The sequence below is a fragment of the Hymenobacter volaticus genome (assembly GCF_022921055.1).
Taxonomy (GTDB): Bacteria; Bacteroidota; Bacteroidia; order Cytophagales; family Hymenobacteraceae; genus Hymenobacter; species Hymenobacter volaticus.
Window position 1 is genome coordinate 42647 of sequence record NZ_CP095061.1, and the last position, 14805, is coordinate 57451.

Below are 14805 nucleotides of genomic sequence, written 5' to 3' on the forward strand. Positions count from 1 at the left end.
CTTTTAAACGGTAAGAATTCATTACACACTTTGGCGTGATAACCTACGCTACTTCCTTAAGCACACATTCCCCAATTATACCCCTGTTATGACATCACCTTTACGCTGGCTTTTATGGAGTTGGCTTCTGTTTTCACTGATAAGTAGCCAGGCTATTGCTCAATCAACACCAGGTCAAAGCGGTCCAGCTTTTTCCTGCGATGGTATATTTTATCAGATCCGGCAAGTTCAAATAGCTACCGGCGTTTACCGTAGCACTTTATTCCGGGTGAACCGAAATGTTACCCCGTACACCACCACCCAGGAGTTTGACCTAGGGGTCGGTGCCGGCGTTGCGGCCACACAGGACTTTGTGGTTAACTCTTTGGCTTACAACCCACAAGATGGATACTTGTACGCGCTAACGTATCCGGCTAACAACAATGGCGACGGGAGCGGCGAGTTTCCGCAAGTGCGCATGTACCGTATTGGCCAAACTGGAGTGCAAGATCTAGGCGTTACCACTGTAGATGGATTTACCCCCGGAACAGGCCAGCCTCTAACCCGTTACCCGCAGTACGCTGCTGGTGTTATCGACCGCAACGGAAACTACTATGTAACGCCGCGCAACTTGGGCGCATCTGGTGCTGCCAATGAAAACCGGAACACGTTGTTTCGCTTTCGGTTAGGAAGCGCCACGCCGTTGAATGCCGAGCGTTTCACGCTACGCAATGCGGCCAATACCAACCTGTTGAACCCCAACACGCAAGCGTCTACGCCTGAGAATACCATCAACTTCATCGACTTGGGCATCGACCCAACGGACAACGCTTTGTATGGGATTTATTTCCCTGGCCTGATCTATCGGTTTGCTGTTCCGGCCACAGCAGGCAACACTCCTGTTACGGCCATCGGTGCCCGTTTGACTACCACCGATCCGGCCTATGACGACAACTTGGGTACCGCATTCTTTGATATTACTGGCAACTTCTACGCGTATTCCAACGAGGGCAACTTCTATGCTATCAACAAAGCCTCGGGGGTTGCGACGGATATTGGCGATGTTGCTGCGGCCGGTGTGAGCGATGGCGCTAGTTGCGTCAACCCGGAGCAGCGTATTGACGTGGTGAAGGAAGTAATCTCTATTATTCCTATTACCACGGCCGGCCAGTACACAGTTGATTTCAGCATTAAGGTCCGCAATACCGGCACGGTTACCACCACGAACGTGCAGGTCAGCGACTTTCTAACCGGAGCCGCTAATAACACAACGTTTCCTACGGCCACGTCGGTAACAGTTTCTAACTTAGTCGTTACCAACTCAAACGGGGCTGCGCTTGCTGCCAATACCGCTTATACCGGGCAAGGTACCAATGCCGACCTACTGACTGGTAACCACCCCCTGACAGCAGGGCAGGAAGCAACCATTACTTTCCGGGCCACCGTTTCTTATGGTTCAGCGGCAGCTGTTCCCGGTACGGTTCAGAATAATACGGCCTACGCATCCAGTATTTCGGGCACCACGCCAAACCCAGGTTACTCGTTGCAAGGCGCCAATGGTGCCCTGATACTGCCTCCCGGCGACTTGGTGGCTACGGATGCCTCTACCAACAGCGCCGCTCTGCCCGATACTCCCAATGGCGACGCGCCTTCTCCTAGCCCAGTATATTTCGGGTTAGCCATTCTGGGTAATGTATTTGAGGATAGCAACTACGGAGGCGGGGCTGGCCGCTCGCAAGCTGCTAGTAACGGATCAGGCGTTAATCAGGCACGAGTGGAGTTGTATTTAGCAAATTCCGGAAGCTTTGTGGTGGCCACTACCACCGATGCGGATGGTAACTACAGCTTCGTGGACGGGGTCAATACTGTTGATCTAACTGCGAATACAACCTACCGGGTACGAGTTGTCAATTCAACAGTGGTGAGTAATCGTTTGGGTAGCATAGCGGGATTATGGCCGGTACAAACGTTTATTAACGGCGACGTAAATCGGGTGGGCGGAGAAAATCCCAATGAAGCTGATTATGGTAGCCGTTCTACCACGCTTCCCTTATCGTTGGATCCTGCTAACCTAGCACTAGAAATCCAATCTATCACGCCTAGCTCGGGAACTGGCTCAGTACGAACCTCTTCTAATGGCCCAATAGTCGGCGTTGATTTTGGCTTCAACTTCGATACGGTCGTGAACACCAACGACAGTGGACAAGGCTCATTGCGGCAATTCATCACCAATGCAAACAACCTCGGTAACGACAACCTAAGTCAAGCCTACTCTGGAGCTATTGCCGGCCAGGAAGCAGCCATCTTCATGCTCAATGATGGACGTACAAATGGAGCCCCTGCCGGCTTGCGCAACAATATGCTAGCCGTAACGGGCTATAGTGCCGTAACCAAAGCCTTTACTATCACGCCGGCGTCTGCACTCCCTACCATTTCGGCCTCTAACACCACCATCGATGGGGCACGGCAAACGGCTATCACCGGCGACAACATAGCCGCTGCTGCCGAAACTACGACGGGCCCGGAAGTATTACTGAACTTCAACAACTTGGCTGGCTTGTTGGTAACGGGCGGCACCACGCGCATCGAAAACTTGGGCCTCAACAATGCGCGGGGTACCAGTACTGCTGCAACCAATCCGGTACTCGCTGATGGGGCAGGCGTGACTTTTAGTGGCGCAGCAACCACGGGCTCGGTCCTGAATATGGTAACGACCTCGGGCAATACCACGGCCGGTGCTCGTCTTCAGGGAGGAGCCACGAACGTAATGGTTACCAACAACGTGTTGAACGGCAGCGCTGCTGTAGGCTCCGTAAACGGCGAAGGGTTGGTACTAGCTGGGGCTTCTCGCAACACTATTTCGCGCAACACACTTTCCAACAACAGCGGCTTTGGCTTGCTGCTAGAAAGTGGTCAGGCCAACAACGAAAACACCATCTCCAGCAATATCCTGCGCAATAATGGCAGCGGTGCCAACGCTGAAGATGCCGGCCTGGCAATTGGCAGTGGCAACAATAACCTGATCAGCCAGAATATATTTAGCGCCAATGCCGGTACGGCCGTAGTAGCTGCCGCTGGCACGAGCGGCAACCGCATTACGCAAAACAACATGTCGGGCCACAGTGGCCTTGGTATCGACCTAATGGCTACCGGGACCACCGGGTTGAGCGGTGATGGGGTAACCCGCAATGACAATACAGATGCCGATACGGGGCCAATGGCTTGCTTAATTTTCCGGTGCTAACCCAGGCTGTAACGAATAATGGCAATTTGATTGTGACGGGGTATGCTCCTGCTGGTGCGCTAGTTGAGTTGTTTGTGGCCGATGTGACAGCCAATGGCTTTGGCGAAGGAAAAACGTACCTCACAAGTTGGACGGAAGGCTCTACGCAGGATACCGATAAGGGCCAATGGGGCTACAGTGGCTTGATATCCGGTGTAAACCAAGGGGAAGAATCAGTTGCCAATCGTTTCACTTTTTCAATTCCTCTCACCAGCCTCTCGTCCGCGCAGCAGGCGGCCCTTACTGCTGCTGGTGCCCGTCTTACGGCTACAGCCACCTTGCTGACCACCGTCAATAGCGTAGTAGTTGGAAACACTTCCGAGTTTTCGGGTAACACGGCCCTACTCCAAAACCGGCCGCTGCCCGTAGAACTGGTACGGTTTAGCGCAGTGGCACACAACGTCGACGTTCAACTAACGTGGACCACCGCATCCGAGAAAAATAATGCTCGCTTCGTGGTAGAACGCAGCTTTACAGGCGACAAATTCGAGGATATTGGTGCGATAAACGGCCAGGGAAACAGCGCCGGAGCACATACGTATCAGTTTGCAGATCAAAATGCTGCAACCACTGCTGGCAATATTGCTTACTACCGCTTGCGCCAGGAAGACACAGATGGCAGCACTAGCTTCAGCGATGTACAAGTAGTGCGTTTCACTGGCGTTGCTCTTCCTATAGGAGTGTACCCTAACCCCACCGTCGGAGATGCTTCTCTTGATTTGCGCAGCTTACCTGCTGGTACTTGCCAAATCAATTTAACTGACTTGACTGGCCGCGTAGTTCTAGCTACTACGGGCAGAACTGGCCAAGTAAATACCCTTGTTACAGCGCATTTGCCACAAGGCAGCTACATAGTCAACGTTCTCGGAATGGGACGAAAAAAGACTTGCCTATTGATTAAGAACTAACGCTATTATCCTTTAATATGAAAAGCCTCTGTCTATTCGATAGAGGCTTTTTTGTGTTAAAAATATTATAAATAATAAAGAGTTTGTACAGTACTATAGATTATATTTTAATTATAAAATTTGTAATTAAAATAATGAATAATCTTTAATATTCTCATATTGAAACAGAAGAAAAGTGTAATTAGTATTAAAATAGTAATTGATATATGTTACTAACTTAAAGGTATTTATGAAATAATTAGAAAAAATTATAGCAGCAAATCCAAGTTTAGTTATATATCGTAAAACGTTATCTAGCTTTGCATGATTCATATAAAAGGCTTTAAAAGCACCACTTATTATTTCGAATCATCCGTCCAAAAATAGGTATTCGCCGAGATGAGTTTTGTATTCAGCGAAAACCTTGGTAAGCTCCTAAATACCTAATGTAGTTTTGAAAGTAAGCTCATCATTACTAGTACTTTAAGTAGATATCATATTCTTTTTCCATTCCCCACCTCTTTTTTCGCTCTATGAGAACAATCTTACGATTTGCAGTCTTGCTTCTTGCTTGGCTGACACTACTGCGAACGGATGCTTGGGCACAGGCATGTACTACAACTAGTACGCTGAACTATGCCAACGCCAATACAGGTGACCGAAGAACAGCAACCCAAACGGTTGGCGGTACCTCCTTCACGTTCAGCAACTACACCAGCAGTGTTCCGGCAAATCAAACCAACACTTTCTCGGTTGGTACTAACAACACCTATGTCAGCGGGCAGACGTTGATTTGGCAGTTAGATAACCAAGGAAATTCTAACCCTAATAGCTCTTCGGTTACGCTTACATTTGCGCGTCCTGTCAGTAATCTAACTTTTCAGTTTCAGGATATTGACTCCGATGTCAATTTCATTGACGACCTGGTGTTTGAAGCGTATGTCAACGGAAGCACTACTCCGGCTACGTTGGATGCCACCAACTTCACCACTAGCACCAATAACGAGCATGTAAGCGGAGGTAGAGTACGGGGTAAGGGTGGTAACGTGGCCGCTGGCAATGCTAACGGCAACCTGACTGCCCGTATGCCCGCCAACGTAACCAAGCTGGTTCTTAACTACAACAACTCAGCTGCTTACACAGCCAACACGAGCCGCTTACAAACCTTAGGCATCAACTCGATCAGCTGGTGTGCTCAAGCCGATGTGTATGCTCAGTTCACAGCTGCACCAGACAATGGAGCTACTGGACAAAGTCTTACGTACACCGCGCAGTTTGGCAACAACGGTCCTGATGTCATCGCTACGGGAGTAATACGCCAAGTGACAATACCAAATGGTGCTACAGTAACTAATAACGGTGGTGGTACCGTTTTTGGTAATACCATCACGTTTCCGCAGGTTTCTATAGCATCAGGCGCAAGTACTTCTGTTACGTACACGTACACAGCCCCAACTACTGCCTCTGAGTACAACAACGTTGCTACCATCTCGACAGCAACGCAGAGTAGTGAGCCCACGGCAAACAACACGGCCACTAGCAAAGTACTTGTGGCACCAGCTGCCGATCCTTGCGCGACGGCGCTCAACACGCTGATTTTTGGTAATCGTGCCAACCCAGAAGATTGGAAAGCTCATGCACAAGAAGGAGTACCAACTTCCACAGCTATCACCAAAATCGGCACAAGCAACTACTCGTTCAACAATACACCTGGTACACTCCAGATTGGTACGCTAAACAATGAGCGGATATTAGTTTGGAGCAATAATTTCACTGAAGCCAACGGCAGTACTTCTGTGCAGTTCAACTTCAGCCGGCCTGTTAGTGACTTTAGCGTAGAGGTAGCTGATATTGATGCGAATGCGGGAATAGTGCTTACCTCTGACTTCACAGATCAGGTGGTTTTTGCCGGGGCTAATGGTACTACTCCTGTAACTCCAACGCTTAGTTCTACTGGTGACGTGACGGTTGTGGGAGCTACGGCTACCGGTGTAGATGACAATAATGCCAGTACCAGTGCTACCGTACGGGCATCCTTTCCTCGCTTGATCACTACCCTAACAATAACCTACAGAAACGGTAATGCTGCTCTAGACAATCCTAATGCACAAACCATTGGGATTCGGAGTATGACGTGGTGCCGCTCAGCGCCAATAGCAAATGATATAACAAATGGTAGCCTCCCCGGCGGTATTGGTGCCACTCCTATCACCGGGTTGAGCGCTAGTACGGAAGGTGCGGTGCAGTCCTATACCGTTACGGCGCTGCCTGCTGCAGGGCAAGGTGTTTTGTATGTGAATGGCACCGTCCTGAATACGACAACCTTCCCGGGCTTAACTCTAACGCCTACTCAAGCCGCACAGCTTTCCTTTGCCCCGGCTGCTACGTTCAGCGGCAACGCAACGTTCACGTACACAGTAACGGATGATAAAGGGATAGGGGATGCTACCCCAGCAACGTACGTCGTCCCCGTAACGGCTACAGGTGCCAGCGGCACCGCAGCAGGTTGCGCTACTCCTGGTAGAGATCTTTCGGTCGTTGGCCTAACTGTAAACCCTGATGCTTATTACCCTAGCGCTGCCACTCAGACTCTGGCTCCAACTGCTACCTCTATTGTAGTAGGTGCTGCCACTGGCGCCCAAACCGATATTGCAATTGGTGATCTGCTTCTGGTTATTCAGATGCAAGGAGCTGATATAGACATCACCAATACCAGCGCTTACGGCGACGGTGTGCCTGGTGGTGCCGCCAACGGCAATAAAGACGACGTAAATTTCATTGCGGGCCAGTATGAATACGTAGTGGCAAACAGCGCTGTGACGGCTACTGCCGGCGGTACTATTCAGCTAGCTAGCCCGCTGAAGTTCGGTTACCAAAACGCTGCAGCAACCACCGCAACTGGTCAGCGCCGATTCCAAGTAATTCGGGTGCCGCAGTATATCAACCTGACATTAGGTGCTACCATTACCCCTACGCCCTGGAACGGCTCGACGGGTGGCATTCTGGCCATTGACGTAGCAGGCCAAACCAATCTTAACGGCTTCAACCTCGATGTATCGGGGGCGGGCTTCCGCGGAGGAGCAGGTCGGGTTCAAACGGGTGCCAATGGCAACGATTTATCGTATGTTACCACCACAGAGTCTGGCAACAACGCCCAGAAAGGAGAAGGTACAGCTGGTACCCCGCGCTATGTGAATAGTGGTAACACTACGCTAGTAGATAATCTTTTGGATGGCTACCCGAACGGCGGCAGCGCTAGCCGCGGTGCCCCTGGCAACGCTGGTGGCGGCGGCAACAATAACGTAGACAATGCTGGTGGTGGTGGTGGCGCCAACGGTGGCGCTGGTGGCCGCGGCGGCAACAACTTCTTCAGCAACCAACCTATTGGTGGTGAGCCAGGCGCCGGTTTCTCGGTAGTTAACAGCAATCGCCTCGTGTTAGGTGGCGGCGGGGGCGCTGGCACGACAAACAACGGAACGGGTACGCCCGCTAACGGATTTGCTAGCAGTGGCAGAGCTGGTGGTGGTATTGCCATCCTGCGGACGGGTTCGGTAACGGGCAACGGTTCTATCCTCGCCAACGGTGCAGCCGCTAACAGCAACGTTGCTGATGATGGCAGCGGGGGCGGTGGTGCTGGTGGTTCCATCTTGGTAACGGCTACGAACACTGCTGGTCTAGCCGAAGTCACGTTGACGGCTAACGGTAGCGCTGGTGGTACCAACACGGGTATTGCAACTAGTGCTACTGGTCAGCACGGCCCCGGTGGCGGTGGCGGTGGTGGCGTTGTTCTGGCTAATGGTGCCGTAAAGGCCACTTCAACCTCAGGCGGTGCAAACGGGACAACCACTGGAGCTTTTGCTTTCGGTGCCTCTTCTGGTCAAGCGGGTGTAGTAAACACGCAGATCAGCAACAGCATTGCTAACAGCACAACCGGCGCTAATTGCTTGTCGGATGTGGCAACTACGCTGAGCACGACTCAGACGGCAGTATTGGCTGGTGCTAGCATCACGTATACGGCGCAAGTACAAAACCTAGGTCCTCAGCCAGCTACTACGGTAGCATCTAAAGTGCAGTTGCCAGCTGGTTTGCAGCTTACTACGGCCAACTTGCCTGACGGAGGTACTTACGACAACAACACGGGCCTGGTGACTTTGCCATCTATAACTTCACTGGCAAATGGAGCTACGCAGACGTACCGCATTGTCTTCAATGCGCCTAACTACAGCACCACTATTCAGGGAGTAGCGAGCAGCACTTCGGTTAGCCTCGACGGAACGACAACCAACAACGACGGCAGCCAGAGCAATGCTCGAGTTACTACGGTTGTGACGCTTCCAGTTAACGGCTGCGCCGGAACTCCTTATGGCTCAACCGCCAGCAGTGGGTTGTACACGGAATTCTATGCCGGCTACTTTGCCGATAACATGGGCTATTTCGCGGCCAACACCCCTGCGCTAACTCGGGTTGATGGTACTATCAACTTCCCTAATGCGCGGTGGGGTAACATTGTGCCGCCAGCTAGCGGTACTGTTAGCAACCCAGACCGGTTCAGCACCCGTCATCGGGGCAGCATCAACATCGCCACGACTGGTAGCTACACATTCTACCTGACTTCTGATGATGCTTCCTATTTGTGGTTGGATGGAGCTGCACTAGCAGCAACACCAACTGTCGCAAGTGCAGCTATCAGCAACCCTGGTAACCACGCGGTAGTTACTGTTCAGAAAACGGTAACGCTATCGGCTGGTCCGCACAACCTGCTTATCTTCTACGGCGAAGATGGTGGCGACAACAACTTGGTTCTGGAATACTCTAGCACAACGGCAAACATTGCCCGGCAAGTTGTTCCAAACTCGGTGCTGTGCGCTAGCTTGGCTAACGTACCCCCAGTTGCTCTTAACGTAACGAACTCGCCAGCTATTCCGACCAACGCTGGACCAACGACCATTGCTTCGCTGGCTGGTAGTGACCAAGACGGCACGGTTACCAACTACGCTATTGCCTCTCTGCCAACAGCGGCTCAGGGTGTGCTGCGCTTAGGTAACACGGCTTTGACGGTAGGCCAGGTTATCACGGCCGCGCAGGCGGCGCAGATTACTTTCCAACCCACCTTGGGTTTCATTGGCAATGCCACTTTCACGTTCTCGGCCATCGATAACGGCGGGCTGTATTCCAATGACGTAGCCACCTACACGATTCCAGTAAGTGGTGCTTCTGATGTATCGACTACGTTGGCTGGCCCTACGATTTTGAATGCTGGCTTGCCTTCGGGCACATACACTGCCACGTACACGAACAATGGTCCCGGAGTAGCTTCTGGCGTAACGCAGAAGGTAACCATTCCAGCCGGCGCAACGAACGTTCTCGTTAATGGTATGACTTACGTGCCTACCGGCAACGTGATTGATTTCGGTATGGTTAACACTCTTGCTAGCGGTGTTACCAACACGTTTACGTATAGCTTCACAGCACCAGTTACCAGCGGTTCTGTAACGCAAATCAGCAACGTAACGACCACTTCGAACCAAGGAGCCAACCCAGGACCTGACGCCGCTACGCTCAACGTTACCATCAATCCGGTAGCAGATGTAGTCACTACAATAACAGGTTCGGCTGCTTCAGTTGCCGGTGGGCAACCAGCTTCGTTTACGGTGACGTTCACCAACAACGGCCCCTCTACGGCCAGCAATGTGGTGGGCACAGTCCAGCTGCCAGTAGGTCTAACAGGTGTTACTGCTACCAACAGCGGAACCTACGACCCAAATACGGGCGTGGTATCATATGCCTCGGCAACCTACACTAACGGCACGAGCAACAGCTCGGTGATTTCCTTCACAATGCCAGGTAATGGTGCCGTGACAGCTACCTCAACCATCAACACGACGACCAATGAAGCCGGCCAGACCGCTAACGATGTGGCTACTGCTACAATCAACGGAACGGCATCGTTTGATGTAACGACGAGCATCACGGGTCCTGCTACCACAGTAGCCGGCACCATGACAACGTACAGCGTACTGACCATCAACAACGGACCTTCTACGGCTACTAGTATCGGTCAGACGGTGCAGTTGCCAACCGGCTTGACCAACGTGTTTGTCTCGAATGGCGGTACGTACAACACCGCAAATGGTGTAGTGACGTTCCCGACGTTGGATGCCATTGCTAGCGGCGTGAAAGTGAATAACACGGTTAGCTTCGTAGCGCCAGCTTTCGTAGCACCAGCTACTACTTTCCCGATTTCGGCTACCGTTAGTGGCGACACGAACACTGCTAATAACACGGCGTATCTCAATGGTAGTGCAACACCTGCCAACGTAGCGGTAACATCAGCTTCTACTACCAACGCGAACATATACACGACCATCACGACGCCGAGCGCCGATGCGCAGCCTGGTGCTCCTATTACCTTCACGGTAGTAGCCGGCAACAAAGGTGCGAATACGGCTACCAGCGTAGTGGAGCGGGTTGCGTTGCCAGCTGGTTTGACTGGAGTTGCCATCACGGGTCCTAACGGCGCAAGCAGCGCTAACTACGACGCTACCACGGGTGTTGTAACATTGCCAACCACTTCGTTGGTCTCGGGCGCAACCAATACTTACACTATCACGGTGAATGCTCCTTCTTCGGGCATGATAGCCGCGGTAGCCAGTATTTCGGCCGCAACCAATGATGTGATGGTAGCCGACAACGTCGCTACTACCGATGTAACAGTAAACACGCCTCTGGATGTAGCAACGACTATCAGCGGACCAACCAAGGTGAATGCTGGTCAGACGGTAACCTACACTGTGACCACGACCAACAATGGCATGGTGCCAGCAGCTAACGTGGTGCAGACCGTGAACATTCCGGCTGGCCTAACCAGCGTGAGCCTGTCTGGTAACGGTACCTATGATCCTAATACCGGTATCGTAACGTTCCCGACTATTGCTAGCCAAGCAAGCGGCAACACTGTACTGAATTCTATTTCGTACGATGCGCCGGCCATCAATTCGTCTATGATTATTGCCTCGGTGACGTCTTCTTCACCAGACAATGTTAAGGCCAACAACAGCGCGGCCGTAACGACTACTGTTGATGCTATTTCCGATGTAACCGTAGTTATCAGTGGTCCAACTAGCATTGTGCAAGGCAACCAGATTGATTACCTGGTGGTTACGACCAACAATGGTCCATCAATAGCGAACAGCGTTGTCACGCGGGTGCAGCTGCCGGCTGGCCTGGGAGCAATAACCCTTTCCGATCCAACGAACAGCTCCTATAACAACGCGACGGGTGTAGTTACATTCCCTACTATAGCAGCGCAACGTGCCGGTCAAGAGGGGACCATAACGAATGTTATTCGGTTCATCGCGCCAGCTGGAGTGAGTCAAATCAACGCGACTGCTAGCGTGTCAACGACGAGCGAGGAAGCTACTTACAGCAACAACACTTCGAGTATCGTGACGACGGAAGTAGCGCCGACGACTGCTAGAACCGATCTACGCACGACCGTTACTTCTACGCCTGCGACCTTGATAGCTGGTCAGTCAGCTTCGCTGTCGGTAACAACTACCAACGGTGGCGGCGGCGCAGCAACGGGGGTTGTACAACGTGTTGCGCTAGAAGTAGGGTTGAACATCACTTCTATCTCCAATGGAGGCTTGTATGACCCAGTAACGGGTGTCGTAACGTTCCCGGCTATCTCCTTAGCATCGGGTGCTACCCGTACCAATACCATTGTGTTGGCAGTTCCTGGCACTACGCCGCTGCAAGTGCGGGCACTCGTAACGGGCGACCAGTCAGATCAGGATGCGAGCAATAACTCTTTCTTCCTGAACCTAACTGTTAACGCACGTGCCGACGTGACCACTACTGTGAGTGGCCCGACAACAGCAGCTGCCGGCGATGCCGTTACGTATTCGGTGGTAACACTGAATAGCGGTCCATCTCTCGGAAGCGACGTTGTGCAGCGGGTTACTATTCCAGCTAACCTAACGAACGTAGTGGTTTCGAATGGCGGTACTTACGCTGCAAGCACCGGTGTTGTAACCTTCGCTACCATTACTAGCCAAGGCACTGGAGCAAGCGGACAGGTAATGAACCTGATTAGCTTTACGGCCCCAAGCAGCTCATACACGGTAGTAGGCAACGTGAGCACTAGCACCACCGAGACGCTGACAACCAACAATTCGTCGACGGTGACAGTGGCGCCTGCTAGCCTAGCACCAATAGCCAATTCGGTTGTGAATGCGCTGCAGACGCCGGAAGGCAATACGGCGGGTCCGCTGTCTCTCTCAGCGTTGAGCGGTACCGATGCAAATGGCAACAACACCATTGAGAATTACCGCATCACCTCCATCCCGGCTGATACCCAAGGCGTTCTTTCGCTGAATGGTACTGCCGTGGTAGTTGGCCAGTTGGTGAGTGCCGCAAATGCTGCAAACCTCAAGTTTGATCCGGCAGCCGGTTTTGTAGGTAATGCTTTCTTTGGCTACAATGCGATTGACAATAGCGGACTGGTATCAGCGGCACCTGCTCTCTATACCATCCCAGTAGGTCAGGACTTGAACTCGGTGTACACCCTGACTCCAGCAAAAGGCAATACCAACCCGTACGTGAATGGCGATATCATTGCCAACGTGTTTGATGCCAACAGCGGTGTGTACAACAATGCTGCGCCACAAGCAGTAACCGACACAGGTGTTCGGACGGCTACGCTCACGAGCGGTACGCTACCAGCCGGTACTACGCTGGATCCGGTTACAGGTATCATCAGCGTTACCAACCGCTTGCTGCTAGTAGGTGGTAGCTACCCAGTAACCATCACGACGGTGGATGGTAATGGCGGCACCAACCCGAATACCTTCACCATCATCATTGGTTCGCGTCCGCTGCCAGTGGAACTGAAGGAATTCGCAGTACGCGCCGTGAAAGTAGACGCCCTGCTCGACTGGAGCACGGCTTCGGAGAAGAACAGCGACCGGTTTGAAATCGAGCGTAGCCTCGACGGTACAACCTTCGTGAAGATCGGTACGGTACGCAGCCAGGGTACCACCCAAGCAACTACTGACTACGCCTTCACCGATGCTGGTATCGGGGCTAAAGCGCAGGGTGTTGTATACTACCGCTTGCGTCAGGTAGACACCGACGGCACGGCTTCTTACTCGCCGGTTCGCACGGTGCGATTCGAAGCGCAAGCCGCCGTTACTGCCAAGCTGAGCGTGTTCCCGAACCCCGCTACTTCTTCCGACCGGGTAGTAACGCTCGACTTGAGCACGCTGCCAAAAGGCACGTACCAAGCCTCGTTGCTCGACGCCACTGGTCGTCTGATTGGCACTTACTCGGTAGAGGGTGGTGTAAACAAAGTAGTTGAGGTGCAGACACTGCCAACCGGTACCTACCTAGTCGTGGTACGTGGCAACGGCCTGAACCTGAGCCAGCGCCTGATCAAGGAATAGCGAGCTAAAGTCAGCTACACAAACAAAAGCCCTGTCGGTATCCGGCAGGGCTTTTTTGTGCCTAAATCCAGAGGAATGCTAGTGTGGCGCTCCAGCAAAACTTTAACCTCGACGCCTAACATATAGCTGGTGTTGCGGGTATATGTAAGCTGTCCTTCGCTTGCTATTTCACCTGTATGCCTGCTGCCTCCACTGTATCCTCTGTCCCCCGCCCGCGTCGTCATCGTCCGCCAGCGGCACCCCTGCTCGACTACGACGTAGTGATAGTAGGGGCGGGCAGCGCGGGCCTGAGTGCCGCGCTGGTACTTGGCCGTTGTCTGCGGCGGGTATTGGTTTGCGACGGTGGTTCGCCTCGCAATGCTCCTTCTCCGGGCGTGCAGAGCTTTTTCACCCGCGACGGTATCAAGCCGGCCGATTTACTACGGCTTGGCCACGAGCAGTTGCGCCCCTACACGACGGTTGAAGTGCGCGCGGTGCGAGTAATAAACTTGGAAGCTGTACCAACTGGCTTTCAACTGACGCTGGAAGGAGAATCGGGACGAACCAGCATGTGCACCGCGCGAAAAGTGCTGCTAGCAACTGGCGTTCAAGATGTGCTGCCCGCAGTAGACGGCATGCGTGAATTGTGGGGCAAAGGCGTGCTTCATTGCCCGTATTGCCACGGCTGGGAAGTGCGCGACGAGCCACTGGCCGTATTTGGGCACAGCAAAACAGTAACGGGTTTGGCTTTGCTCGTTAGCCGGTGGAGCAAAGATGTAATCGTTTGTACGGATGGTTCGACCAGCCTTACTGCCAATGCCCTTCGCCGCTTGCGCCAACACGGTATCAAGGTGCGCCAAGAAAAGATCAGCCAGCTAGAAGGAACCAAGAGCGGCAAGCTAAAGCACATCGTTTTCGAAAATGGGGAGAAACTTGCTCGGACGGCGGTTTTCATTCACCCGCATCAGCAGCAGCGTAGCTTACTAGCCGAGCAGTTAGGCTGTCGGTTCACGAAGAAAGGTGGCGTGTGGGTCAACAAAAACGCCGAAACTACTTTCCCTGGCCTATACGCCGCTGGCGACGCCACACCCGGCACGCAGCAAGCCTTATTGGCCGCCGCCAAAGGTGGGCAAGCCGCCATCTGTATCAACGAGCAGCTAACCCGGGAGGAATGTCCTAAATAGGAGCCAAGAGGCAGAGAATAAGCTACCTCTACCGTAAGACTAGCCACCGT

Annotated in this window: 4 protein-coding genes; all 4 read left to right on the forward strand. The window is 52.7% G+C overall.

Annotated elements, in window-relative coordinates; all coding sequences use genetic code 11:
* Positions 1-268: 268 nt before the first annotated feature.
* The 4 genes from MUN86_RS00170 (at position 269) to MUN86_RS00185 (ending at position 14755) form a co-directional block, all read left to right on the forward strand.
* Complete coding sequence (locus MUN86_RS00170; protein WP_245120440.1) at positions 269-3223, forward strand: beta strand repeat-containing protein; 2955 nt, start codon at positions 269-271, stop codon at positions 3221-3223.
* Entirely contained in the window at positions 3217-4170 is a 954-nt protein-coding gene (locus MUN86_RS00175; protein ID WP_245120441.1) for a T9SS type A sorting domain-containing protein, read from the forward strand. The genes MUN86_RS00170 and MUN86_RS00175 overlap by 7 nt, the downstream gene beginning before the upstream one ends.
* Positions 4171-4682: 512 nt before the next feature.
* Entirely contained in the window at positions 4683-13592 is an 8910-nt protein-coding gene (locus MUN86_RS00180; protein ID WP_245120443.1) for a T9SS type A sorting domain-containing protein, read from the forward strand.
* A 176-nt stretch (positions 13593-13768) separates the two neighbouring features.
* Positions 13769-14755 (forward strand): NAD(P)/FAD-dependent oxidoreductase, encoded by a 987-nt coding sequence (locus MUN86_RS00185; RefSeq protein ID WP_245120445.1) that lies wholly within the window; start codon positions 13769-13771, stop codon positions 14753-14755.
* Positions 14756-14805 lie beyond the last annotated feature (50 nt).

Bases quoted from the DNA above. Each gene is read 5' to 3' on its own strand.
- MUN86_RS00180 (WP_245120443.1), top strand. From the start codon at position 4,683: ATGAGAACAATCTTACGATTTGCAGTCTTGCTTCTTGCTTGGCTGACA.
- MUN86_RS00185 (WP_245120445.1), top strand. From the start codon at position 13,769: ATGCCTGCTGCCTCCACTGTATCCTCTGTCCCCCGCCCGCGTCGTCAT.